Annotated in this window: 33 protein-coding genes and 1 pseudogene; 31 read left to right on the forward strand and 3 right to left on the reverse strand. The window is 58.2% G+C overall.

Annotated features, from left to right (window positions below; all coding sequences use genetic code 11):
- Nucleotides 1-21 precede the first annotated feature (21 nt).
- The gene (locus H2O65_RS10545; RefSeq protein ID WP_310649234.1) at nt 22-825 is read right to left on the reverse strand and encodes a lacto-N-biose phosphorylase central domain-containing protein; all 804 of its coding nucleotides are present in this window, start codon (nt 823-825) and stop codon (nt 22-24) included.
- Complete coding sequence (locus H2O65_RS10550) at nt 746-2152, reverse strand: 1,3-beta-galactosyl-N-acetylhexosamine phosphorylase N-terminal domain-containing protein (protein WP_310649235.1); 1407 nt, start codon at nt 2150-2152, stop codon at nt 746-748. The genes H2O65_RS10545 and H2O65_RS10550 overlap by 80 nt, the downstream gene beginning before the upstream one ends.
- Nucleotides 2153-2209: 57 nt before the next feature.
- On the opposite strand from H2O65_RS10550, the gene H2O65_RS02385 reads away from it, so the two are divergent.
- Both H2O65_RS02385 and H2O65_RS02390 read left to right on the forward strand, forming a co-directional pair.
- On the forward strand, nt 2210-2869 hold the full coding sequence (locus tag H2O65_RS02385) for an ABC transporter substrate-binding protein (protein ID WP_182142015.1): 660 nt from the start codon (nt 2210-2212) through the stop codon (nt 2867-2869).
- A 104-nt stretch (nt 2870-2973) separates the two neighbouring features.
- A complete protein-coding gene (locus H2O65_RS02390; RefSeq protein ID WP_182142016.1) occupies nt 2974-3588 on the forward strand; it encodes a carbohydrate ABC transporter permease in 615 nt (204 codons plus the stop codon).
- Between the two features lie 104 nt (nt 3589-3692).
- Here the strand turns inward: H2O65_RS02390 and glgX are convergent, their stop codons facing one another.
- The gene (gene glgX / locus H2O65_RS02395; protein WP_310649236.1) at nt 3693-5981 is read right to left on the reverse strand and encodes a glycogen debranching protein GlgX; all 2289 of its coding nucleotides are present in this window, start codon (nt 5979-5981) and stop codon (nt 3693-3695) included.
- 136 nt (nt 5982-6117) lie between these two features.
- On the opposite strand from glgX, the gene H2O65_RS02400 reads away from it, so the two are divergent.
- From H2O65_RS02400 to infA, 29 genes and pseudogenes are all read left to right on the forward strand, one after another.
- On the forward strand, nt 6118-6909 hold the full coding sequence (locus H2O65_RS02400) for an electron transfer flavoprotein subunit beta/FixA family protein (RefSeq protein WP_182142018.1): 792 nt from the start codon (nt 6118-6120) through the stop codon (nt 6907-6909).
- Nucleotides 6910-6923: 14 nt separating this feature from the next.
- On the forward strand, nt 6924-7904 hold the full coding sequence (locus tag H2O65_RS02405; RefSeq protein ID WP_182142019.1) for an electron transfer flavoprotein subunit alpha/FixB family protein: 981 nt from the start codon (nt 6924-6926) through the stop codon (nt 7902-7904).
- 13 nt (nt 7905-7917) lie between these two features.
- Nucleotides 7918-9189, forward strand: a complete 1272-nt coding sequence (locus H2O65_RS02410; protein WP_259349560.1) for a cysteine desulfurase family protein — start codon at nt 7918-7920, stop codon at nt 9187-9189.
- Nucleotides 9186-10397 carry a tRNA 2-thiouridine(34) synthase MnmA gene (gene mnmA / locus H2O65_RS02415; protein WP_182142020.1) on the forward strand — a complete coding sequence of 404 codons (1212 nt, stop codon included), beginning with the start codon at nt 9186-9188 and terminating at the stop codon, nt 10395-10397. Before H2O65_RS02410 ends, mnmA begins: the two co-directional genes overlap by 4 nt.
- A gap of 508 nt (nt 10398-10905) precedes the next feature.
- A complete protein-coding gene (gene rpsJ, locus H2O65_RS02420) occupies nt 10906-11214 on the forward strand; it encodes a 30S ribosomal protein S10 (RefSeq protein WP_182142021.1) in 309 nt (102 codons plus the stop codon).
- A gap of 10 nt (nt 11215-11224) precedes the next feature.
- The gene (gene rplC, locus H2O65_RS02425) at nt 11225-11875 is read left to right on the forward strand and encodes a 50S ribosomal protein L3 (RefSeq protein ID WP_182142022.1); all 651 of its coding nucleotides are present in this window, start codon (nt 11225-11227) and stop codon (nt 11873-11875) included.
- A gap of 2 nt (nt 11876-11877) precedes the next feature.
- Nucleotides 11878-12528, forward strand: a pseudogene (gene rplD / locus H2O65_RS02430) (50S ribosomal protein L4); the annotation flags it as partial.
- A gap of 197 nt (nt 12529-12725) precedes the next feature.
- Complete coding sequence (gene rplW / locus H2O65_RS02435; RefSeq protein WP_182142024.1) at nt 12726-13031, forward strand: 50S ribosomal protein L23; 306 nt, start codon at nt 12726-12728, stop codon at nt 13029-13031.
- Between the two features lie 20 nt (nt 13032-13051).
- A complete protein-coding gene (gene rplB, locus H2O65_RS02440) occupies nt 13052-13888 on the forward strand; it encodes a 50S ribosomal protein L2 (RefSeq protein ID WP_182142025.1) in 837 nt (278 codons plus the stop codon).
- A 15-nt stretch (nt 13889-13903) separates the two neighbouring features.
- A complete protein-coding gene (rpsS, locus tag H2O65_RS02445; RefSeq protein ID WP_182142026.1) occupies nt 13904-14185 on the forward strand; it encodes a 30S ribosomal protein S19 in 282 nt (93 codons plus the stop codon).
- 26 nt (nt 14186-14211) lie between these two features.
- The gene (gene rplV, locus H2O65_RS02450) at nt 14212-14580 is read left to right on the forward strand and encodes a 50S ribosomal protein L22 (RefSeq protein WP_182142027.1); all 369 of its coding nucleotides are present in this window, start codon (nt 14212-14214) and stop codon (nt 14578-14580) included.
- The gene (rpsC, locus tag H2O65_RS02455; RefSeq protein WP_182142028.1) at nt 14581-15435 is read left to right on the forward strand and encodes a 30S ribosomal protein S3; all 855 of its coding nucleotides are present in this window, start codon (nt 14581-14583) and stop codon (nt 15433-15435) included.
- Between the two features lie 5 nt (nt 15436-15440).
- Nucleotides 15441-15860 carry a 50S ribosomal protein L16 gene (rplP, locus tag H2O65_RS02460; protein ID WP_182142029.1) on the forward strand — a complete coding sequence of 140 codons (420 nt, stop codon included), beginning with the start codon at nt 15441-15443 and terminating at the stop codon, nt 15858-15860.
- Entirely contained in the window at nt 15860-16093 is a 234-nt protein-coding gene (gene rpmC / locus H2O65_RS02465; protein ID WP_099331611.1) for a 50S ribosomal protein L29, read from the forward strand. Before rplP ends, rpmC begins: the two co-directional genes overlap by 1 nt.
- A 5-nt stretch (nt 16094-16098) precedes the next feature.
- Nucleotides 16099-16371, forward strand: coding sequence for a 30S ribosomal protein S17 (rpsQ, locus tag H2O65_RS02470; RefSeq protein ID WP_182142030.1), 273 nt, complete (start codon nt 16099-16101; stop codon nt 16369-16371).
- A gap of 126 nt (nt 16372-16497) precedes the next feature.
- Complete coding sequence (gene rplN / locus H2O65_RS02475) at nt 16498-16869, forward strand: 50S ribosomal protein L14 (RefSeq protein ID WP_182142031.1); 372 nt, start codon at nt 16498-16500, stop codon at nt 16867-16869.
- Complete coding sequence (gene rplX / locus H2O65_RS02480; protein WP_182142032.1) at nt 16869-17306, forward strand: 50S ribosomal protein L24; 438 nt, start codon at nt 16869-16871, stop codon at nt 17304-17306. Before rplN ends, rplX begins: the two co-directional genes overlap by 1 nt.
- A complete protein-coding gene (gene rplE, locus H2O65_RS02485) occupies nt 17303-17848 on the forward strand; it encodes a 50S ribosomal protein L5 (RefSeq protein WP_182142033.1) in 546 nt (181 codons plus the stop codon). Before rplX ends, rplE begins: the two co-directional genes overlap by 4 nt.
- Before the next feature lie 3 nt (nt 17849-17851).
- Nucleotides 17852-18037 (forward strand): type Z 30S ribosomal protein S14, encoded by a 186-nt coding sequence (locus tag H2O65_RS02490; protein WP_182142034.1) that lies wholly within the window; start codon nt 17852-17854, stop codon nt 18035-18037.
- A 72-nt stretch (nt 18038-18109) separates the two neighbouring features.
- Nucleotides 18110-18508 carry a 30S ribosomal protein S8 gene (gene rpsH / locus H2O65_RS02495; protein ID WP_182142035.1) on the forward strand — a complete coding sequence of 133 codons (399 nt, stop codon included), beginning with the start codon at nt 18110-18112 and terminating at the stop codon, nt 18506-18508.
- An 11-nt stretch (nt 18509-18519) separates the two neighbouring features.
- Entirely contained in the window at nt 18520-19056 is a 537-nt protein-coding gene (gene rplF / locus H2O65_RS02500; RefSeq protein WP_182142036.1) for a 50S ribosomal protein L6, read from the forward strand.
- Nucleotides 19056-19427, forward strand: coding sequence for a 50S ribosomal protein L18 (rplR, locus tag H2O65_RS02505; protein WP_182142037.1), 372 nt, complete (start codon nt 19056-19058; stop codon nt 19425-19427). The genes rplF and rplR overlap by 1 nt, the downstream gene beginning before the upstream one ends.
- 28 nt (nt 19428-19455) lie before the next feature.
- Nucleotides 19456-20172, forward strand: coding sequence for a 30S ribosomal protein S5 (gene rpsE / locus H2O65_RS02510; RefSeq protein ID WP_182142038.1), 717 nt, complete (start codon nt 19456-19458; stop codon nt 20170-20172).
- Nucleotides 20172-20354 (forward strand): 50S ribosomal protein L30, encoded by a 183-nt coding sequence (gene rpmD, locus H2O65_RS02515; protein ID WP_182142039.1) that lies wholly within the window; start codon nt 20172-20174, stop codon nt 20352-20354. The genes rpsE and rpmD overlap by 1 nt, the downstream gene beginning before the upstream one ends.
- A 2-nt stretch (nt 20355-20356) precedes the next feature.
- Complete coding sequence (gene rplO, locus H2O65_RS02520) at nt 20357-20839, forward strand: 50S ribosomal protein L15 (RefSeq protein ID WP_182142040.1); 483 nt, start codon at nt 20357-20359, stop codon at nt 20837-20839.
- A 160-nt stretch (nt 20840-20999) separates the two neighbouring features.
- Nucleotides 21000-22292, forward strand: a complete 1293-nt coding sequence (gene secY / locus H2O65_RS02525) for a preprotein translocase subunit SecY (protein WP_182142041.1) — start codon at nt 21000-21002, stop codon at nt 22290-22292.
- Complete coding sequence (locus H2O65_RS02530) at nt 22289-22870, forward strand: adenylate kinase (protein WP_182142042.1); 582 nt, start codon at nt 22289-22291, stop codon at nt 22868-22870. The genes secY and H2O65_RS02530 overlap by 4 nt, the downstream gene beginning before the upstream one ends.
- On the forward strand, nt 22870-23793 hold the full coding sequence (locus H2O65_RS02535; protein WP_259349561.1) for a M24 family metallopeptidase: 924 nt from the start codon (nt 22870-22872) through the stop codon (nt 23791-23793). The genes H2O65_RS02530 and H2O65_RS02535 overlap by 1 nt, the downstream gene beginning before the upstream one ends.
- Before the next feature lie 130 nt (nt 23794-23923).
- Nucleotides 23924-24145, forward strand: a complete 222-nt coding sequence (gene infA / locus H2O65_RS02540; protein WP_182142043.1) for a translation initiation factor IF-1 — start codon at nt 23924-23926, stop codon at nt 24143-24145.
- The last annotated feature ends 40 nt before the right edge of the window (nt 24146-24185 follow it).

Genomic DNA, 24185 nt, shown 5'->3' on the forward strand with positions numbered 1-24185 from the left:
CATTTGGGGTGCTCCAAGTGGCTAGGCGTCCAACCAAGCGCTCCCGTAGCCATCCAGCGTGACATCACTCTTGAACCCGCCAGGTCCGACCACTGCGGTGGATTGTTCGTCCGCAGAGTTGTTGTAGACAAATGCGCGGCTCACGTTCGGGTACCACGCAACCTCGACCTCGGGATTCGTGGTAACTAGAACATCTCGCCACTGATCTTCAGCGTTCGCCGCCCACGTCAATGCCCTCATGAGCAGGCGCGAGTTCTCAGCCGAGTAGGGCAGTCCGCCAATGTAGACGGCCCGACCCTGCCCATAGCTGTTGACAGCCAACTTCACAGAGCCTTCGGCCTCGGCCAAAACCTGCACATTTGGACCCGTCGCGATCATGTCACCGGGATCTTCCCCGGTGTCGAGGTCGCCGTGGAGGTCTTCAAGGATGAAGTGGCCCTGGACTGGGCTTTCAGGATGGCGCGTGGATGACAGAGTCCAGTGGATCTCCATGTCAACTCCGAGCACGTCGTCCAGAATGATTGCGGGACCAGACTCAGGGGTGACACCGGTTGGGGCACCAATCCCGACGAAGCCGCCTCCGTTCCACACAAACTCGCGGACAAGTCTCTGCAGTTCGGGGTTATTCCATTCCTTTCCACCGGAGAAGGCAGTGTCTCGCGCGCCAGCGTTGATGATGACATCGACATCATTGAGGATGCTTCCCTGCGTTGAGCAGACGTCCTCGAACGAAATAAAGCGGACGTCAAGAGGAAGTCCAGCCAGAGACTCGATAACTCCGACGTAGCTGTAGATCTGCTTGTACCACAGTGCGTGCGCGACCATGTAGGTTTGCCAGGTCCGCAACGCGCCCCAAGAGTTGAGGACGGCCACAACCGGGTTTGCGGACGATGGCACGACGTGCTTGCGCCCAGCTCACAACGGCCTCGCCGATCGGATCACCTTCTGGGTTGAACACGTCGGGGAAGAAGTAGGGGAGGAATCGGCCCTCGGTGTAGCGCACGCCGGGAATGTCCGAGATCATTCTGCAAGTTGCGGCCGAACCAACTGACCCGACAACTGCGTCCAGATTGATGGCGGGGAAATATGGTCCATAGGGTTCGGTTCCGATCCAGTTGTCGCCAAGGAACATGATGGCTTCGCGTCCCTCATCATGCGTGATTGCCACCAGCTCGGCAGCTTTCTGAGATACGCGGCGCGAAGTGAAGTCGACCCATGCTTTGAACTGGTTACTGGGAACACGAAGAGGTGTGTTGTAGTGGCCGGCATCGATGAAGTCTTCCGGCGTCATTCGCCAGCCGTGCTCTACAGCGAACTCTTCCAACGCCGGGATCGAGACGGCAGCGGAGTAGCCGAACCAGTCGACGTACTTCTCACGGGCGTGGTCATCAAATGCCAAGGTGAAGTGATAGAAGAAGGTCGTGAACCGCACGACATCCACTTCGGGGTGAGCATCCAGCCAGGTGCCCAGGGCCCCTTTGACGTGGTTCCAAGTCTCGGGATACGCGACATCGTACGTGCGGTCCTTGCGTCGCGTGGGGTCATCTGCCCAGTGATTCGTGATGTAGTTGTATGTCTGGGTGCTGTCCCAGATCTGTTTCGCCAGAAAATCCACCGTGTAGATGTGGAAGGGCGCAGGGCAGTCGATGACGACAATCGCCGATCCGGCATCATCGGGATAGTCTCCCACTACGTCCGCGCCCGCCTCCATGGGAAGAGGTGGTGCTGCAGTGACCGTCCAGGCACTTGTCGGTAGTGTTTCTCCCGTCGTCCGATCAATCACCTGCCAGTAGTGCTCCCTATCCGCTACCAAATCAGGTGTGAACTGGGCACTGAGGTAGCCCTCCATGACGTTGATCGACAGGGCTTCGTTCGAGGTCGCCGTAACCGGGCGGGACATGAGGAACTGGCGTACGCGCTGCTCCGGCACAGATACTGCCCATTCTTCGTCGCCTCGAGCAGGGAAGTATGTCGAATAGACCTTGGCAAAACCATCGCTCACCCAGTCGGGGAGCTCCGTGCCGTCTGAGTTGCGCACAGCATCGACCTGGAGTCTCTCCATAAGAGCGTGAATCTCGTCGTCGATGCCTGTTTCAATCGGTAGGGTCAGGCGCCCCGCGGGGGCTCTGTTCTCTTGCTTCGCGTCGGTCACAACAGTCCTGTCTACGAGTAGGTTTTGTTAGATGAGTTCTTACCCGATGGTGAAGGTATGACCAAGGTCAACGACATCGTTGACCGCTGGAACACCGAGAACCCCAACATTCATGTCACCGCCACCAAGTTCGATGGTGCGGCTCAGGAAATGATCAAGAAGGTTGAGACCGACATCAACGCTGGTGCCGGACCTTGCCTCGCGCAGCTCGGCTACTCAGAGGTCCCGGAGCTCTTTGTTAAGGGTCTGACCGAGGACGTCACGGAGTACGCAACCCAGTACGAGTCGAACTACTCTGGCGCATTCAACATGATGAAGGTCGGTGAGACCATTGTTGGTCTCCCGCAGGACACCGGGCCCCTTGTCTACTTCTACAACAAGGCTGCATTCGAAGAGCTAGGCATTGAAGTTCCGACCACTATCGAAGAGTTCCAGACCGCGGCTGCAACAGCTGCCGCCAAGGGTGAGATGACCACCCCGGAGAACATTTCTGCGTTCTACGGTGGCCAGGATGTCTTCGCTGAGCTAGCAACCGCAAATGCGAACCTCTCCGCAGACTTCGCCTACATGCCGTTCTTCTCGGCAGTTGGCCCGTCCATGGTTGAGGCCGCGGCTGCAGCCGGATCCGGTTCCGGAACGGTAGCAGATGTCTTCACTGCTGCACAGGATGCGTCAATCAAGGCGCTGACTGACGGAAACCTCCCGGTTGCCGAATAGAAGCATCGAAGTAGCCTGAATGATGGTGATTGGGGGCGGCCTTCTCTGAAAGGTCGCCCTCGTTCACGAGTATGAAGCGGTAAGAGAAGACGCGATGGAGCGAGATGTCAACACCAGACACAGTTACGCTGGCTGACCCGGCGCTAAGCCCGAAGGATAAACCTCTGGGTGGACCTCGAAGTAGTGGAAAGCGCGGGAAAGCCGGTTCAAAGGCAGTCTCTCGTCGTCAAGCACGCGCAGGGTGGGCTTTTGTTGCCCCCTTTACGCTTGCTTTTATCCTGGTATTCCTGATCCCTATTGGGGTCGCGATCAAGCAGTCATTCACACGCAAGGTCCCTGCTGGGGGTGGGGCCTTCGGCGGTGGCGACCTCGTTGATTCCTTCGTCGGACTAGAGAACTACAAGTACGTCATCACAAACGAGCGCTTTTGGGATGGCATCGGACGGGTCGTCCTCTATGCGCTCTTCCAGATCCCAGTGATGATCATTATGGCGCTGGTCCTAGCGCTGCTCATCGATGCATTGATCATTAAGCGGGTTGCAATATTCCGCCTGGGCAACTTCCTCCCATACGCAATCCCCGGCATTGTCGCGGCGATGGTCTGGCTCTACCTATATACTCCGGAGATCTCCCCACTGGTCAAGGGTCTGGCAGTCGGGCTTGGCCGCAGGTTCAGTCAAGGGATAGAACGAGGGCGCTTCACGCACGTGGAAGAGTAATCATCAAGGACTCGCGAATGAGGGGCACGACCCAACGGGCGGGGCCGAGTCGGCTCCGTAAGGCCTAACCGGCTCTGTCTGGCCGGGAGGAACCGTCGCCTGCGCTAGCGACTTGCCGCGAAGTACACCGCCAACGACTGTGGCTCCATGGTGTAGCTTCCACCCGCCGCAGCCTGCTCGCCTTGGGCCAGAGCCAAAGCGGCCGAGTCAATCCCGCCCTCACGTTGCGTGGGCCAAGACGTGTCAGCCACCAGGACCCAGGGGTTCCCGTGGCTCTCCGGCAGCGTAATCTTTGTTGGGTTCAGAGTCCCGTTGATCACAACGAGGGCATCCACATCGTCGAGCATTCGTCCTGATCGGCGCATTTGGAAGACGCGGTTCTTGGGCTCCGACCATCCGTCGGCGCTCATGGGCGAACCTTTCCGGGTGAACCAGGAAACGTCAGGCAGCGTGTCGCCGTCGGGGATCTGTCCACTTGCAAACGACGTGGGTCGTAGCACGGGGTGTGCTGCGCGGAGCTCAAGTATGTACCGCACCCAGGAGAGCAGGTCCTCCTGGCTCTCATCCATTTCCCAGTCCACCCAGGAGATCGGGGAGTCCTGACAGTATGCATTGTTGTTTCCATATTGCGTACGGCCGAACTCATCCCCGGCCGTGATCATCGGCGTGCCTGCCGACACCAGCAGAGTTGTCAGCAGATTGCGACGTGACCTTTCACGTGCGTATGAAAGCTCCTCAACAACACCGGTCGGATCGGTTAGGTCCGGGTTCATAGCAGACGCTGCGGACGTTCCTTCAACGCCGTGGTTCCAGGAGTGATTGTTGTTAGTGCCATCCTGGTTGTTCTCCAGGTTCGCCATGTTGTGCTTATGGTCGTAGGAGGTGAGGTCGGCCAGGGTAAATCCGTCGTGTGCCGTCAGGAAGTTGACGGAAGCCAGCGGGCCACGCTTCGCGCCCGGTTGCCATCCGAACATGTCTGCAGATCCGGATAGGCGAGTAGCCAGATCATTGGGACCGGACACCTGCCGTCCAGCGGACTGCTGTTGGAAGTCCGTCAGCCAGAACTTGCGAATCGAGTCCCGATAGCGATCGTTCCACTCCCCGAACGGTATCGGGAAATGCCCGGTTTGCCAGCCGCCGAGGCCAAGATCCCAAGGCTCCGCAATCAGCTTGACGTCACGTAGGACGGGGTCTTGAGCCGCTGCAACCAGGAAGGGATGGAAGTCGGTGTACCCCGTGTCTAGGCGACCAAGAGTTGTGGCGAGATCAAAACGGAACCCGTCAACACCCATCGATTCAACCCAGTAGCGCAGGGAGTCCAGGGTCATCTGCACGACGCGTTCTTCCGAAAAGTTCAACGTGTTGCCACACCCGGTGTCATCAATCATGTAGCGAGGACGGTCGAGGACGCGGCGGTAGTACAGGAGAGAGTCGAGCCCGCGCCAACATACAGTCGGTCCAGTGTCTCCGCCCTCGCACGTGTGGTTGTAGACAACATCCAGGATGACCTCTATCCCGGCGCCATGCAGGATAGAAACCATGCCGCGGAACTCGTCAACAACGGCCCGGGGTCCTTGCGCCCGTGAGGACCGGGTCGCAAACGATGGTTCCGGGGCAAAGAACGACATCGTCGAGTATCCCCAGTAGTTTGTTAGCCCACGTTCCGTGAGGAAGGGTTCATCCATCTTCGCGTGGACAGGGAGAAGCTCGAGTGTCGTCACGCCGAGGGATTTGATGTACTCGATTGTTGCTGGGTGGGCGAGACCCGCATAAGTGCCCCTGAGTTCCTCCGGTACGCCGGGGAGATTCTTGGTGAAACCCTTAACGTGCAACTCGTAGAGGACCGTGTGATCGGGGCTGATACGAGGGCGTGGTGCGATAGCGAAGCCATTGCCAATCACCACGGACACGGGGGCGAACAGGGCGGAGTTGAGGTTCGACTGTGCGAGAGGATATGTCGTCGGGTACATTTCGTGGTCGACATGGTGGGCGTGCAGAGCCGCGCTCAGTTCAGGGGTGCCTGAGATGGCGCGCGCATACGGATCCATAAGGAACTTTGAAGGGTTGTAGTAGAGCCCCGCATCGGGGTCCCACGGGCCGAAGGCTCGGAACCCATAGGTTGCGCCCTCGCTAATGCCATCGAGGTGTCCGTGCCACAGGCCTCTGTCAGGTCCGTGAAGGGCCCAGCGTTGTTCTCTTCTTCCGCTTCCCTCTCCCGACACCACACAGAAGTCGACTGCGGTCGCATGTGCTGCAACCACTGAGATATCCACACCCCCGTCAGGGCACACCCAAACCCCAATCCGGTCAGGGTTGGGGCTCACTCGAGGAACGGGCGTGGGCGAGGGGAGAAGTACGGTTTCATTGGGCCGCGTTGCATTAGGGCTTGTCACGTTGTTCCCCCCGGTCCATTGCGCTCCGCCACCACTCCAAGGCATGGCTCTTCATACCCCAAGCTTGCACCATCTTCTGACTTTCAGAGCGCGATCTCACCAACAAGCGTCCAAATGTGCATGGCAGACTATTCTCATGAGAATCGTTGTATGTGTAAAACATGTCCCAGATGCTGACTCGGACAGGCGAATAGAACAGGGGCGTTTGGTACGCGGTGAGGATGATGTCCTCAATGAACTGGACGAACACGCCATTGAGGCAGCCGTTTCGATTGTCGAAGATCTGGGCGGTGAAGTGGTTGCGCTAACAATGGGACCGGCAGACTCCGAGGACGCACTGGTGAGAGCCCTGCAGATGGGAGCGGACCGTGGTGTCCTCATTAGCGATGATTCACTTGCGGGGGCAGATGCCGTTGGAACCGCCAGAATCCTTGCTCGGGCGATCGAAGTGATCGGGGACGAAGGGCCGGTTGACCTGGTGCTTACGGGAATGGCGAGCCTCGATGGAATGACCTCAATGCTTGCACCCGCTTTAGCAACATACTTGAACTGGCCGCTGCTCGACATTGCCCATTCCGTTGAGATTGCTGCCGATGCTCCCAGCACCGTCACCGTCGAGCGCAGGGTTGATGGCTCACTGGACACGCTGAAGGCACGTACCCCCGTCGTGGTTTCCGTGACCGACCAGGTCAACGAGCCCCGCTATCCGTCATTCAAGGACCTTCGTGCAGCTCGGGCCAAGCCCCTTGACATCTGGGAAGGTTGGGATTGGGCGGGTCCTGCTAGCGAACTTGAGTCCCTGCCCATCAGCGCGATTGAGGTGGTCGCGGCGACCCCCGTTCAGCGCGAAGAGGGCGTGGTCATCACAGATTCCGGCGAGGGCGGCAGCGCGTTGGCTGCGTTCCTCGCAGACAAGATTGAGAAGTAGGGAGGACAGTCGACATGGAACGGATTGACAAGCCCATACTGGTCGTTGTTGAGAATGAGAAGACCATTGACGAACCAACCCTGTCCTTAGCGTCGGTGAAAGTCCTCCATTTCGCCCGAACTCTAACAACCGGCACCGTTGCCGCTCTCAGCGTGGCGCAGGACATTGACGAGGACGGGCTTCGCCTTGGCGGGGCTGACGTCATCTATGTGCCCGAATCTGGCGGCTACTCACCCCTGGTTCCAGCTGCAATCGCTGACACCGCGCGCTCAGCCGTAGAAAACCTGGGTGATGTTGGTGCTGTGCTGACGGTTACCACCTACCTTGGTCGCGCTGTGACAGCTATGCTGGCAACCGCATTTCAAGCGGGCGGAGCCGTCGACGTCACCCGTGTTTGGGTGAGCGGATCTGAACTCTTTGCACAGAAAGCGGCCCTTGGTGGCGCGTGGGAGACATCCTTCCACACCACGCAGGGTGCCCCTGTTCTGGCAGTTAGGCCGGGGTTTGGGGACAAAGAGGGACCAGCGGGCGAAGGAAAGATCGTCTCGCTCGCACCCCGACTCTCCTCGGGCGCACTGCAGGTCGAGGTTATTTCTCACGTGGTCGAACCGAAAGGATCGCGTGTCTCGTTGACCGATGCGGATGTGGTTGTTGCGGGAGGGCGCGGCACGAATGGCGATTTCACCTTGGTTGAGAATCTGGCAGATGCCCTCGGAGGGGCAGTTGGAGCCACTCGCGTAGCCTGTGACGAAGGATGGGTCCCGCGAGCGGCTCAGATTGGCCAGACTGGGGTGACAGTTGCTCCCAAACTGTTTGTGGGTCTCGGCGTCTCCGGAGCGGTCCATCACACGTGTGGGATGCTGGGATCACAGATTATCGTCGCGGTCGTTGATGACCCGGATGCTCCCATAATTGAACTCGCAGATTTCACGGTTGTGGGGGACGTAAGTGAGGTCGTGCCCCAGGCTCTGGAAATCCTTTCGGCGCAAAGCTAGGGACGCCACCAAGTTGAGGAAAACTCCCGACAAACCCCCACTCGGTCCCGTCTATCTAGACCACGCAGCAACCACCCCCATGCGAGCGTCCGCGAAGCGGGCCTGGCTTGAGACCGTTGATGAACTCTCGGCTCGACCGGGAAACCCCTCGTCGCTCCACGCTGGTGGACGAGGGGCACGGTTGCTGTTGGAGCAGGCACGGGAGCGGCTCGCAGAGGCGCTTGGAGCCGAACGTGCCGAAGTGGTCTTCACTTCCGGTGCAACAGAGTCAGCCGCTCTGGGAGTGACAGGTGCTGCACTGGGCCGCAGAGCGAAGCTCCCCGAATCAGAGTGGGCGTGGCTACTTTCAGGTGTGGAACACCCGGCAGTTCTTGAGCAACGCGTGCCCCTGCGCGCGAACGGCATTACTGACCTGATGATCCCGTTGCAAGATGACGGAGTCATCGACCTGGACGAGGACGCCCTGGCGTCTCGTACTGCCGGGCGTGAGGTTGCCCTTGGTTCGCTGGCAATGGTTTGCTCCGAGACAGGAGTGATCCAGCCACTTGAGGAGTTCACACAGATCTGCCGCAGACTTGCACCGGGTGCGTACGTACACTCCGATGCGACGCAGGCAATCGGTAACCTTCCTGTGTCTTTCTCTGCTCTCGGCCTTGACCTCATGACGATTGGCGGTCACAAATTTGGGGCGCCAGTGGGAACCGGCGCACTGCTTGTAAAGAGAGGTGTAGCGCTCAAGTCCGATCGGCCCGGAGGTGGCCACGAACGAGGGATTCGCTCAGGAACCCCGGATGTTGCCGACGCGGTTGCTCTTAGCGTCGCAGCACAGGAAGCAGTGGGTGAACTCGGTGAGCGTCGACGTGTGACAGCCAAAATGCGCGCCAAACTTCTGGGGGGACTTCCCGAGCAAGTTGCGCTGACAACGACTGCCGGAGCCGTTGAGTCGATAGTTCACCTCAGCCTCCCGACTGCCCACCCCGAGGTCATCCTGCTAGAGATGGACCGCCAGGGCATCCACGTTTCAGCCGGTTCCGCGTGCCACGCAGGCGTTACCAGACCCTCTTCCGTCCTCCTCCACATGGGGCGTGATGAACACTCCGCCCTCGGGGTTCTCAGAGTGTCAATGAGTGCCACAACTTCAGAAGAAGAGATTGACAGATTCCTCGCAGCTTTGCCCCACGCTCTTGAGCAAGCGCAACGGATGGACCAGTATGACCTGCGAGGTAGCTCCCGGTCATTTCGCCGAAAGGGTGGGGAGATGGAAGGTCAGGGGGTCCCAAAATGAGAGTTCTTGCGGCACTGTCGGGCGGCGTTGATTCAGCTGTTGCAGCGGCGCTTGCGGTCGACGCCGGTCATGATGTCACAGCCGTGCACATGGCGTTGTCTAGTGAACCGCAAGCCTGCCGGGTCGGATCCCGGGGCTGCTGTTCCCTAGAGGACTCCCAGGATGCGGCGCGAGCTGCGGAGATCCTCGGGGTTCCCTTCTATGTTTGGGACCTTTCAGAGCAGTTCGAGGAGACTGTCATTGACGACTTCTTGGCGGAGTACCGAGCGGGGCACACACCGAACCCCTGCGTTCGTTGTAATGAGTTCGTGAAGTTCAAAGAGTTGCTGGATCGCGGTCGAGCCCTAGGTTTCGATGCGGTTTGCACGGGTCACTACGCGAAGATGGTCCATGGACCAGATGGTTGCGAACTTCATCGCGGCGATGATGAGTTGAAGGACCAGAGTTACGTTCTGGCGGTGATGGGCCGCGACGAGCTATCGCATGTTCTACTTCCACTGGGCGATGCGCCCTCGAAGGCATGGGTCCGTGAGCAGGCGGAAATCCGTGGTCTTGGGGTTTCCAACAAACCTGATTCGTACGATATTTGCTTCATTCCCGACGGTGACACGGGCGGATTCCTTGAGCGCCACCTCGGCTCGGCGCCCGGGCAGATTGTCGATGAAGACGGCACGGTGCTCGGTGAGCATTCCGGGTATTACAAGTACACGATCGGGCAGAGAAAGGGCCTGCGCATTGGGACGCCCTCGACATCAGGAAAACCAAGGTACGTATTGGCGACCGAACCTGCAACCAATACCGTAGTGGTAGGCGAGTCGACTCTACTTTCCGTGAACACGATCGCGACCAGGAACCTGGTTTGGCAGTCAGCTCCGGAAGACCTCGTTGTGGACGAGGACGCGCAGGAAGCGTTTGGTACAGCAATGGGGACAAGGGCCCTGAGAGACGTCCCTGAGAACGTCTTCACGGTGCAGATTCGAGCTCACGGCACACCAACGGTGGTTTCTGCTCTGCAGATCGAATCGGGGCACGACGGCGACGCCCTCGAACACTTGGTCGTTAAGCTGGCGGAGCCGATCCGTGGGGTCGCGCCCGGCCAGTCCCTGGTGGTCTACAAGGGGCGACGGGTTGTTGCAGAGGGCACCATTGCGACCGCGGTGAGGACTGCGATGTCGGTCTCATCATCGCAGCGTACGAATGTGGCATAGTTTGTAATCAGCCGTGTTTTGGGGCCGCGACACGCCCGAAACGTGAGCATTGGAGCCGAAGATGCCGACGGGGTGGTGTGTATCTCGTCCCAGGGAGTTGGCGTTGGGGGCCAAGGCATGCCAAACTATGCAAGCTGCCCTGCGCAAGCGGGGTGGTCCTGGACGCGGTAGACGCTGAAGGTTGAGGCACTTTTCGGTTCCTCCTTCTTCAGTTTGTACTTGCAGAAAGGTAAGGCCCGGGCACCAGAGCCTGGCCGACGGGAATACCCCACAGCCCTAGTTTCCAAAGTGGAAGCAGGTCGGGGCTCAGTTCGCTGAGTTCCGATTCCGACAGGGTTCAAGACGTGGGAGAACAAGTCGGCACTAGCGGACCCCGGAGCCGTAGTTCTTTTGACAAGACATAGGCCCAACCAGAGCCGATCTGGAAGCCGCAACGGTGTGCGTCTCATCGCAGACACGCCCGAATGCGGGGGCCGGTGACGAATCTGTACGAGAAGAGGTAGACGGCATGGCGGCACAAAAAATCCGCATCCGGCTGAAGTCGTATGACCACGAGGTCATCGATAGCTCTGCGCGCAAGATTGTAGATACTGTGCAGCGTGCTGGTGCCACTGTCGTGGGCCCGGTGCCGCTTCCGACCGAGAAGAACGTGTTTGTCGTTATTCGGTCGCCGCACAAGGACAAGGACAGCCGCGAGCAGTTCGAGATGCGCACGCATAAGCGGCTCATCGACATCATTGATCCCACGCCCAAGGCCGTTGATTCGCTTATGCGTCTCGACCTGCCGGCGGACGTGAACATCGAGATTAAACTCTGAGGACATCGGAATGACTACTGACACCAAGACTGCGGCCCTACTCGGCCGCAAGCTCGGCATGACCCAGGTCTGGGACGAGGACGGAAAAGTTGTCCCCCTGACGGTTGTGCAGGTTGGCAAGAACGTCGTTACTCAGGTGCGTACCGAAGAGAACGACGGCTACTCTGCCGTCCAAATTGGCTTTGAGGATATTGATCCTCGTCGCGTGACCAAGCCTCTGCTTGGCCACTTTGAAAAGGCCGGGGTTACACCCAAGCGCCACCTCGCGGAGTTCCGCACAGCCGCAGCCGCAGATTTTGCGGTTGGCTCGGAACTTGCAGCCGACACCTTTGAAGTGGGCCAGAAGGTTGATGTTTCTGGCAACACCAAGGGCAAGGGCTTCGCAGGTGTGATGAAGCGTCACGGCTTTGCAGGTGGCCCAGCATCACACGGCGCTCACAAGATCCACCGCAAGCCCGGTTCAATCGGTGCTTGTGCGACTCCTGGTCGCATCTTCCGCGGACAGCGCATGGCTGGCCGCATGGGTGGAGAAAAGCGCACGGTCCAGAACCTGATTGTTCAGGGCGTCGACACAGAACGTGGCCTCCTGCTGATCAAGGGTGCTATTCCCGGCCCTCGTAAGGCTGTTGTCATGGTTCGTACCGCTGTGAAGGGGGCCTGAGCATGGCGAAGAACATCACCGTAGGTGAAGATCGTAAGGTTCCTGTCTACGACGCCGAGGGCGCAAAGACGAAGGCAACCGTTGTTCTCCCGGCGTCGATTTTCGACGTTGCTCTGAACATTCCACTTATCCACCAGGTCGTCGAGGCGCAGCGTGCTGCAGCCCGACAGGGAACCCACGCGACGAAGACTCGCTCGGAGGTTTCCGGCGGCGGTAAGAAGCCGTGGCGTCAGAAGGGTACAGGTCGCGCTCGTCAGGGTTCGATCCGCGCTCCCCAGTGGAAGGGTGGAGCTGTTGTCCACGGACCACAGCCGCGTGACTACTCGCAGCGCACACCCAAGAAGATGATTGCGGGCGCTCTGCGCTCTGCACTGTCGGATCGCGCTCGTAACGACGCGATTATCGTCTTCTCAAGCCTTGTGTCGTCTGATACTCCTTCCACGAAGGCAGCAATCGCGACACTGCGCGCAGTTACAGATGCCAAGAAGGTTCTGATCGTTATCGATCGTGAGCAGGCTGGAGCAGAGGTCGCTGTACGTTCTTTCAAGAACATTGAGGGCGTAGGCATCGTCTGGTCGGATCAGTTGAACACATATGACGTGGTTGATTCAGATCGCGTTGTGTTCACCGAAGCAGCCCTCGCCGCCTACATCGAGCGCATCAACAAGGCACGCGCCCACGCGGCACGAGAAATCGCTGAAGCGCAGGACGAGGTCGTTGAGTCCAAGGTCAAGGCGAAGAAGGAAGCGAAGGCCGACAAGACCACGGAGTCTTACGAAGCCGATCACGCCAAGAAGGAAGCCAAGACCGCTAAGGCCGAAGCTGCAAAAAAGGCTAAGGAGGACGACAAGTGAGCCTCGAAGCAACAAAGAATCCGCGTGACATCATCTTGAAGCCCGTCGTGACTGAGAAGTCATCACTGAGCCAGGATGAAGGAAAGTACACGTTTGAAGTTGACCCCAGGGCCAACAAGACGGAAATCAAGAACGCGATCGAAGATCTCTTTGGCGTGAAGGTTGAGAAGGTAGCGACTCAGAACCGTCAGGGCAAGGCTTTCCGCCGCCGTGATGGTCTTGGACGTCGCAAGAACGTCAAGCGTGCGATCGTCACTGTCCGCGAAGGTTCCATCGACATTTTCGGTGAGTCCGGGATCTAGAGCGCAGGGGTAGAAGAAATATGGCTATACGCAAATATAATCCGACGACTCCTGGTCGTCGCCACGGGAGCGTCTCAGACTTCTCTGAGATCACGCGCTCTTACCCTGAGAAGTCTCTGGTGCGTCCGATCACGAAGACTGGTGGACGTAACTCCTACGGACGAGTCACTTCCCGCCACCGCGGTGGCGGCCACAAGCGTGCGTACCGTTTGATTGACTTCAAGCGGAATGACAAAGATGGCGTACCAGCACGTGTTGCGCAGATCGAATACGATCCCAACCGCACTGCTAACATCGCTCTGCTGCACTACGCAGACGGAGAGAAGCGTTACATCATCGCTCCTCAGGGCGTGACGGTTGGAACGGTTATTGAGAACGGTCCTAAGGCCGATATCAAGCCGGGTAACAACCTGCCCATGCGCAACATTCCACTCGGTACTGTGATCCATGCTGTCGAGCTCAACGCTGGACAGGGAGCACGTTTGGCTCGGTCTGCTGGATCTTCGATTCAGCTGGTTGCCAAGGAAGGTCGCTTCGCTCAGTTGCGTCTCCCCTCGGGTGAGATCCGCAATGTGGATGTTGACTGCCGTGCAACGATCGGCACCGTAGGGAACGCCGAACAGGGCAATATTTCCCTCGGCAAGGCTGGTCGCGCACGTTGGAAGGGCCAGCGTCCCAAGGTTCGTGGTGTTGCTATGAACCCGGTCGATCACCCACACGGTGGTGGCGAGGGACGTACCTCTGGTGGCCGGCACCCGGTCAGCCCATGGGGTAAGCCTGAAGGCCGTACTCGGCGTCCGAATAAGGCGAGCGACAAGCAGATTGTTCGCCGTCGTCGTACTGGCAACAAGCGCTGATAGGGAGCTGGACACATGCCACGTAGTTTGAAGAAGGGTCCCTACGTAGACCCAAGCTTGCAGAAGAAGGTCGACGAGCAGATTGAGAAGGGGACGAAGCAGGTCATCAAGACTTGGTCGCGCCGCTCGATGATTACTCCGGACTTCCTGGGCCTCACCTTCGCAGTTCACGACGGTCGCCGCCATGTGCCGGTGTACGTCACCGAATCTATGGTTGGCCACAAGCTCGGCGAGTTTGCGCCTACGCGCACTTTCCGTAGCCACGTGAAGGACGACCGTAAGGGCCGGCGTCGCTAGACGCTGGGGAAGCAAGGAGCTAGAAGATGGAAGCCAAGGCGAAGGCGCGCTACGTTCGCGTCACGCCCCAGAAGGCACGACGGGTCGTTAACGAGGTCCGTGGGAAGTCCTTCCTTGAGGCAGCCGACATGCTTACGTTCGCCCCCCAGCGGGTGGCCCGTGATGTCAACAAGATTCTTCACTCGGCAGTTGCCAATGTGAAGGTCCTTGCCGACAAGAACGGTGAGAACGTACAGGATGCCGATTTGTGGATTCTTGAGACATATGTCGATGAGGGTCCGACTATGAAGCGTTTCCAGCCACGAGCCCAGGGCCGTGCAGGAACGATTCTGAAGCGTACCAGCCACATCACCGTGGTTGTTGGAACTAAAGACGAGAAGGAAGGGGATCGCTAGATGGGCCAGAAGGTAAACCCCACTGGTTTCCGCCTGGGGATCACCACCGAACACCGTTCGCGGTGGTTCTCGGACTCGACTACCAAGGGACAGCGCTACAGCGACTATGTAGCCGAGGACGTCAAGATCCGCGAGGTTCTTTCTGATGGCCTCGAACGTGCTGGCATCTCTAAGGTAGAGATCGAGCGCACGCGGGATCGCGTACGAGTTGACCTGCACACTGCACGTCCAGGCATTGTCATTGGACGTCGTGGTGCTGAGGCAGACCGTTTGCGTCAGGACCTGGAGAAGCTCACGGGCAAGCAGGTACAGCTGAACATTCTCGAGGTCAAGAACCCCGAGATTGATGCTCAGTTGGTCGCCCAGGGAGTAGCAGAGCAGCTTGCTGCGCGCGTCTCCTTCCGCCGGGCAATGCGTAAGGCAATGCAGTCTGCGCAGCGCGCGGGAGCAAAGGGCATTCGTGTCCAGTGCTCCGGGCGACTCGGTGGCGCAGAAATGTCACGCAGCGAGTTCTACCGTGAGGGTCGCGTGCCCTTGCAGACGCTGCGCGCAAACATTGATTACGGCTTCTTTGAAGCACGTACCACATTCGGCCGTATTGGCGTCAAGGTGTGGATCTACAAGGGTGACATGACCGAACGCGAGTTCGCACGTGCCCAGGCCGAGCAGGCGAACCGTGGCGGAGGACGCCGCGGAGATCGTCGCGGTGGTCCGGGACGTCGTGGCGGGCGTGATGGAGGCGCTGGACGCACTCCTCGCACCGGTGGTCAGGGAACCGAAGCTGCCGATCAGGCTCCCGCAACCGCTGACGCGGATCTGCAGGCACCTGTCGCTGAGACCGCTACGGAGGCCTGAAGCACATGCTGATTCCCCGTCGAGTAAAGTACCGCAAGCAGCACCGGCCAAACCGTAAGGGCATGGCCAAGGGTGGCACGGAGTTGGCTTTCGGTGACTACGGCATTCAAGCGCTGGAGCACGCCTACCTGACCAACCGTCAGATCGAGGCAGCTCGTATCGCTATGACGCGTCACATCAAGCGTGGCGGCAAGGTTTGGATCACTGTGTTCCCGGACCGCCCGCTAACAAAGAAGCCTGCCGAGACCCGCATGGGTTCGGGTAAGGGTGCTCCTGAATGGTGGGTTGCCCCGATTAAGCCCGGACGCATTCTGTTTGAACTTGGTGGTGTCCCGGAGCCTTTGGCACGTGAGGCTATGCGCCGCGCCCGTCACAAGCTTCCGATTAAGACCCGTTTTGTGGTCCGTGAGGGTGTGGAGAACTGATGGCAGACAACGTATTGACCACAGCGGATCTAGATGCAATGGATGACGCTGCACTCCGCAAGGAGCTGGAGCGCGCTAAGGCTGAACTGTTCAACTTGCGTTTTTCGCAGGCTGTCGGCGGTCTTGAGGATTCGGGTCGCATGAAGGCAGTTCGCAAGAACATTGCCCGCATTTACACGATTGCGCGTGAACGTGAACTTGGTTTCCGTACTGCGCCCGGTAGCGAGGATTAGAAGAGATGGCAGATTCAACTGCTCCCGAGCGTAATCAGCGCAAGACGCGCCGAGGCTATGTCTCGAGCGACAAGATGGATAAGACCGTCGTGGTGGTCCTTGAGGACCGCATTAAGCACCCGCTGTATGGCAAGGTGCTTCGCAAGGCCGTCAAGGTCAAGGCACACGATGAAAATAACGAATGCGGCGTGGGTGACCTCGTGCGCATCATGGAGACTCGTCCGCTGTCAGCGACAAAGCACTGGCGCGTAGTCGAGATCCTGGAAAAGGCGAAGTAGTGAGTTGGGCCAAAGGATCACTCCTTTGGCCCAACATTCCACTAGCATTTCCAAGCAACCAAATCCGTTCGGCCAGGCTCTCTGGCTCGCCAGAGAGAACCAGCACGACGACAGGAGTCATAAGGAATGATCCAGCAGGAGTCACGACTCAAGGTCGCTGATAACACGGGCGCAAAGGAACTTCTTTGCATCCGTGTTTTGGGCGGCTCGGGTCGGCGCTACGCGGGCATTGGCGACACGATTGTCGCCTCGGTCAAGGACGCGATCCCAGGCGGCAACGTCAAGAAGGGTGAAGTCGTCAAGGCTGTCATAGTCCGCACGAAGAAACCATCCCGTCGGTTGGATGGCTCATACATCCGTTTCGACGAAAACTCGGCCGTTATCTTGAAAGCTGACGGTAGCGAACCGCGTGGCACGCGCATTTTCGGCCCTGTTGGCCGTGAACTGCGTGACAAGAAGTTCATGCGCATCGTCTCGCTAGCACCGGAGGTAATCTGATGGCCGCGAAGATCAAAAAGGGTGACCTCGTAGAGGTCGTTCGAGGACGTACATCGGACTCGAAGAAGATGAATGCGCGCAATGCTCGCCGCGACGCCGAAGGCCTTGAGCCATTGGCAGCGGGGGACAAAGGCAAGCAGGGTCGTGTCATCAAGGTTTTCCCTGAGAATGGCACAGCACTGGTCGAAGGTGTAAACCTGAAGACGCGCCACGTCCGTCCCGGACAGTCCGGCGATCAGGGGGGCATCGTGACAAGCGAAGCACCAATTTCCCTGGCAAAGCTCGCCCTCGTCGACCCTTCGACTGGCAAGCCAGTTCGCGTCGGGTTCCGTGAGGACGTCGTGGAGCGCGATGGCAAGAAGAAGACCATCCGTGTTCGCGTTGCCCGTGGTGGCAGCCGCCGTGGCATCACACCGGGTAAGGAGCTTGACGCATGAGCCCGCGTTTGAAGGAAAAGTACGAGGACAAGGTCAAGGCGGAACTGATTGAACAGTTCAATCTTGAGAACGTCATGCAGGTTGGTAAGCCGGTAAAGGTTGTCGTCAACATGGGTGTGGGCGAAGCAGCTCGAGATGCGAAGGCTCTCGATGGTGCTATTGCCGACCTCCAGGCGATTACAGGTCAGAAGCCGCGCATCAACCGCGCCAAGAAGTCCATTGCCCAGTTCAAGCTTCGCGAGGGCCAGGCAATCGGTGCATCCGTAACGCTACGTGGCGATCGCATGTGGGAGTTCCTGGATCGACTGCTGTCGGTTTCGCTGCCCCGTATTCGCGACTTCCGCGGCTTGTCTCCCAAGCAGTTTGACGGACATGGTAACTACACTTTTGGTTTGACAGAACAGTCCATGTTCCACGAAATCAACGTTGACAACATTGACCGTGTTCGCGGTATGGACGTCACCATTGTTACGTCTGCAGATACCGATGAGCAGGGGCGTGAGCTCTTGCGTAAACTCGGTTTCCCTTTCAAGGAGGCGTAACCGATGGCAAAAACATCGCTGAAAATCAAGGCTAGCCGCAAGCCCAAGTTTGCTGTGCGTGCCTACACCCGGTGCAACCGTTGCGGTCGACCCAAGTCGGTCTACCGTAAGTTCGGCCTGTGCCGCATCTGCCTGCGTGAACTCGCCCTTAAGGGTGACCTCCCGGGCGTAACGAAGAGCAGCTGGTAACACTTACGACGTAGGTCTACGGGCATTACGCCCGATAGCGGAAACCGCGTCGAGGAAGGGGTCCGCCCCAAAATGACAATGACTGATCCAATCGCAGACATGCTAACGCGTCTGCGCAACGCGAACCAGGCTCACCATGAGTCTGTGTCGATGCCGTACTCCAAACTGAAGAATGCCATTGCGCAGATTCTCCTCAGTGAGGGCTACATCAAGGCGATTTCTGTTGAGGATGCCCGTGTGGGCAAGACTCTGGTACTCAGCCTGAAGTACGGAAACAAGCGCGAAAGGGCCATCACCGGCCTGCGGCGCATTTCCAAGCCGGGGCTGCGTGTATACGCGAAGTCCACAAACCTCCCGCAGGTCCGCGGTGGTCTAGGCGTGGCGATTCTTTCGACCTCGTCCGGATTGCTGACAGATCGCCAGGCGGCCGACAAAGCCGTGGGCGGCGAAGTTGTCGCCTACGTCTGGTAAGGGAAGAGCGAATGTCACGTATCGGTAAGCAGCCGGTGGTTATTCCCGCCGGTGTAGAAGTAAAGATTGACGGAAACGTCGTCACCGTTGTGGGCCCGAAGGGGACTCTCACTCAGGAACTGCGTGCCCCCATCACCGCGAAGGTTGAGGGTGGCGAGGTTGTTCTTGAGCGCCCCGTGGATACCCGTGAGGCGCGCGCATTGCACGGCCTGTACCGGACCCTCGTCGCGAACATGGTGGAGGGTGTCACCAACGGGTACTCGAAGACACTTGAGATTGTCGGTACCGGTTACCGTGCAACTCAGAAGGGCGCGAATGTCGAGTTTGCGCTTGGGTACTCGCACTCGATCACGGTGGAACCAGAAGCCGGTATTGAACTTGCGGTCCCTTCACAGACCAAGGTCGTGGTGAGCGGAATCGACAAGCAGCAGGTAGGCGAAGTCGCGGCGAACATACGCAAGCTGCGCAAACCAGAGCCTTACAAAGGCAAGGGTATTCGCTACGAAGGCGAAGTCGTACGTCGCAAGGTCGGAAAGGCGGGTAAGTGATGGCTTACGCGGTCAAAGGTAAGGGCAAGGTTATTGCTCGTAAGCGCCGCCACCAGCGTGTGCGTCAGAAGGTCAATGGCACCGCCAGTCGTCCTCGGCTGGTCGTCACCCGCTCGAACCGTCACATGTTCGCCCAGGTTGTCAACGACACTGAGGGCAACACCGTAGTGTGGGCGTCCACCATGGAGCCAGAGCTGCGCAGTGACGATGCGAAGAAGACGGACAAGGCTCGTAAGGTCGGTGAGCTCATCGCTCAGCGTGCCAAAGAGGCCGGCATTGAAGAAGTCGTATTTGACCGCGGTGGCAACGTCTACCACGGCCGAGTTGCGGCAGTAGCGGAAGGCGCCCGCGAGGGCGGCCTGAAGCTGTAGGCGCGAGAAAAGGAAGAGAGAGTATCTGATGGCTGCACAGCAGCGAGGTAGTAACGATCAGGACAGTTCCGCGCGCCAGAGCCGCGATGGGGCAGGTCAGGGTCAAGGCCAGGGCCGTGGTCGTGGTGGCCGCGGTGGTGACCGTCGCGACAACCGTCGTGAACAAGATCGCAATCAGTATCTGGAGCGCGTTGTCGCTATCAACCGTGTGTCTAAGGTTGTGAAGGGTGGCCGACGCTTTTCCTTCACCGCCCTCGTCGTTGTCGGCGATGGCGAAGGTATGGTCGGGATCGGTTACGGCAAGGCCAAGGAAGTTCCAGCGGCTATTGCCAAGGGTGTTGAGGAAGCAAAGAAGAGCTTCTTCCGCGTTCCCATGATTCGCAGGTCGATTCCCCACAAGGTTCAAGGTGAAGATGCAGCGGGCGTAGTAATGTTGCGTCCTGCCTCTCCGGGAACCGGTGTAATCGCCGGCGGTCCTGTTCGCGCAGTACTGGAATGCGCTGGCATTCACGATGTGCTGACGAAGTCACTTGGATCTTCAAACGCAATCAACATCGTGCGTGCAACAGTTGCAGCGCTCAAGCAGCTTGATGAGCCTGAGGCAGTGGCTGCTCGTCGTGGCCTCCCACTGGAGCGTGTAGCACCGGCAGCAATGCTTCGTGCACGTGCAGAAGGTGTTGCTGATAAGAAGGCAGCGGCGGAAGCCGCTGAAGCAGACAAGGCAGCAGCGGGGGTGAGCAACTGATGGCGAAGGTCGAAATCACTCTGAAGAAGTCACTTTCAGGCCAGAAGGAGAACATCCGCGAGTCCGCGAAGTCCCTGGGTCTGAAGAAGATTGGTCAAAAGACTGTCCGTGAGGACACCGCGGTTGTTCGAGGCCAAATTCAGACAATCAAGCACCTGGTAGAAGTAGAGGAGGCGAAGTAGGTATGGCTACTAACAAGAAGAACGCCAATCTGCCCGCCGAGGGCGAGGTGTTGAGGCTACATCACTTGGCTCCCGCACCCGGTGCCAAGAAGGATCGCACCCGTGTGGGTCGTGGTGAAGGTTCCAAGGGTAAGACCGCGGGTCGCGGCACCAAGGGAACTAAGGCACGCTATCAGGTTCCCCTCGGATTCGAGGGTGGCCAGATGCCCATCCACATGCGTCTTCCGAAACTGCGTGGGTTCACAAACCCCTTCCGTGTCGAGTACCAGGTTGTAAATCTGGACACTCTGGCTGATGCTTACCCTGAGGGTGGCTCAGTCACGGTTGAGGATCTTGTCGCCAAGCGTCTTGTACGTAAGGGAGAGCCGGTCAAGGTTCTCGGTGGCGGTGAAATCACAGTGGCACTGGAAGTTGAGGTCGACAAGTGGTCGGCTTCGGCAGAAGCGAAAATCAAGGAGGCGGGCGGCTCAATCTCCGCTCGCTAGTAAGAGTGGAGGGTGCCGAGACTCGGTGCCCTCCCTTTTTCTTACATCAAATTTGTGCTTGCTCATCAAATGTGGGCACCGCAACCCGACTTAGGAAGTAGTCTGGGCTAGTCTCAAAGCTTGTCCAGATGGCTAATGCCCCCCGGGGTTTGGAGGAAGTGTGTTCAAGGCTTTCGCACAGGCATTCCGTACGCCTGATCTGCGACGAAAGATTCTCTTTTCGTTGCTAATCATGGCTCTGTACCGCCTTGGAACCTTTATTCCCACACCGGGAGTGTCGGCTTCGAACGTAAATGCGTGTCTCGCCCAGCAGGAATCAACTTCTGTGCTCGACATGTTCAACCTGTTCTCGGGCGGCGCTTTGATGCAGCTGTCCATCTTCGCCCTCGGCATCATGCCGTACATTACGGCGTCGATCATCATCCAGGTTCTCAGGGTCGCAGTGCCAAGGTTGCAGGATCTACATCTTGAGGGACAGTCGGGACAGTCAAAGCTGACTCAGTACACCCGCTATCTGACAATCTTCCTGGCGATCTTGCAGTCGACAACGATGATCACAATGGCAGCGTCCGGGCAGATGTTCCCCAACTGCCCCAATGAAATCATACCGAATGCAACATTCGCGACCTACCTATTCATGGTTGTGGTTATGACCGCGGGGACGTCCGTCATCATGTGGTTCGGCGAACTGATCACGGAACGCGGAGTCGGCAACGGAATGTCCCTGCTGATCTTCACTTCGATCGTGGCAACTATGCCCATGCAGCTGTGGGACATCGGAATGACCAGGGGCTGGCTGACCGTCTTGGCCATTCTGGTGATCATCTTGGCAGTAACGGTTGCGGTCGTTTACGTTGAACAAGCGCAGAGGCGAATCCCCGTTCAGTACGCCAAGCGAATGGTCGGTCGGCGCACTTACGGCGGGACCACCACCTACATCCCACTGAAGATCAACATGGCTGGCGTCATCCCAGTTATCTTCTCGACTTCGATCCTGGGCCTACCGCCGTTGATTGCTCAGTTTGGAGATCCCGCGTCTGGCTGGGTGCAGTGGATTGGACGCAACTTCTCTCATCAGAGCGGTTGGTACATGTTGACGAATGCTGTGCTGATCCTGGCGTTTGCCTTCTTCTACACCTCCATTACCTTCAACCCTGATGAAGTCTCTGACAATATGAAGCGTTACGGCGGTTTCATTCCTGGGTACAGGGCAGGCAAGCCCACCGCTGACTACCTGCGTTACGTCATCAACCGCATCACCACTGTCGGGTCGATCTACCTGGTGATTGTTGCGATTCTGCCTTCGATCGTCATGATCCCGCTGAACCTCGGTCCGAACCAGATGCCATTTGGCGGAACGACCCTATTGATCATGGTTGGTGTCGGCCTGCAGACCGTCAAGGAAGTAAACTCTCAACTACAACAGCACCACTATGAGGGATTCTTGAAATGACCGCGATGATCCTGCTCGGTCCGCCCGCCGTTGGGAAGGGGACCCAGGCTGTCTGGCTTGCGGAGTGCCTGGGCGTTCCGACAATTTCGACGGGGCAGATCTTCAGAAGCAACATCGAGGACGGCACTGAGTTAGGTCGACTCGCTGACTCCTATATTTCTAAGGGTAAGTTCGTTCCTGATTCGATAACGGTACCCATGGTGGACGCTCGACTTTCAGCTCCGGACGTCGAGGGCGGTTTCATCCTCGATGGCTTCCCTCGCAACTTGGATCAGGCACACGCCTTACGTGACTTGCTTGCAAGTCGGGGGGTGAAGCTCGACATCGTCCTCGAACTGGAGGCCCCCGAGGGCGTTGTAGTAGAACGCCTTCAGAACCGGGCTGGTGTGGAACACCGCAGTGACGACAAAGTTGATGTTTTCATTCAGCGGCTCAAGGACTACCACGAGCTAACGGAGCCAATCGCTACCTATTACGCAGATCAAGACCTCCTCGAAGTCATCGATGCAAACCAAGATCGTGAAGGCGTCCATGACGCCATCATGGCAGTGCTGAAAGACAAAGGTCTCTGCAAGTAGTGGAACGTCCAACCATCAAGTCGCCAACCGAACTTGAGTACATGCGTGAAGCAGGTCTGGTTGTAGCGGCCATCCATCGGGCCCTCATTGATGCGACGAAACCCGGGGTTACGACCGCTCAGCTCGACCAGGTTGTAGCAAAAGTTGTAGCCGATGCGGGCGCAAAGCCCAACTTTCTTCACTATCAGGGGTTTCCTGCGACGGTGTGCATCTCAGTTAATGACGAGGTCGTGCACGGTATTCCAGGGCAGCGCGCACTTGAGCTCGGCGATATCGTGTCATACGACTGCGGTGCATACGTGGTTCGTGCTGGCAAGAAGTGGCATGGTGACGCTGCAGTCACGGTGGTCGTTGGAGACACTCACATTCCGGATGCTCAGTTCGCACAGGGGATTCATCCTGAGGGGGAAGTTGGCGGAGTGAGCCCGGTGACTTTGTCGCGGCGCCGCACACTCTCTTCCGTAACCCGGGGATCTATGTGGGCTGGTATTGCAGCAGCAGCCACAGCAAAGCGGACCAATGACGTTGCCGCGGCTATCGAGGACTTCGTGGAAGCCGAGGGCGCAGCGATCCAGGCCGATCAAGGGTGGTCCCCCGAGATTATCGAAGGTTACACGGGTCATGGAATCGGCACCCACCTGCATGAAGACCCGACGGTCTACAACTATCGGACCCGAGGTAGGAGCGGCAAGCTGGTCGCCGGGATGGCGATTTGTATTGAGCCGATGGTTATTGCAGGGGACTCGACCTCGGCCGTCCTCGATGACGAGTGGACTGTTGTCACAGTCGAGGGTACTGATGCCGCTCACTGGGAACATACCGTGGCAATCGGTAAACACGGAATTTCCGTGCTGACTGCTCCCGATGCTGGAGCCGCAGGCCTAGCCCCATTTGGGATTACGCCGATTCGCAGCTTCGTCTAGCAGAAGTTTTCGTGAGTTCCATAACTACCTGCTGCTGGCCCTTTGTCAACAACTAAGTCTGCACTAGGCTAAACAGTCGGGCATACTCATTTCGGGTGCCACTGGCTAAGCGTAAGGACCAGCGGAATATATGGCAAAAAAGGACGGCGTAATCGAAGTCGAGGGCAGTGTCGTTGAGGCGCTCCCAAATGCGATGTTTCGTGTCGAACTTGAAAACGGACACATCGTGCTCGCACACATCTCAGGCAAGATGCGGCAGCACTACATCCGAATTCTGCCTGACGACCGCGTGGTTGTTGAACTAAGCCCGTATGACTTGTCACGTGGACGGATTGTCTACCGCTACAAGTAAGGTTCGGTTGGTTAATCTTCGTGGGGAACGCAAGGGATCC

It is taken from the genome of Schaalia sp. JY-X169 (assembly GCF_014069575.1).
GTDB lineage: Bacteria > Actinomycetota > Actinomycetes > Actinomycetales > Actinomycetaceae > Scrofimicrobium.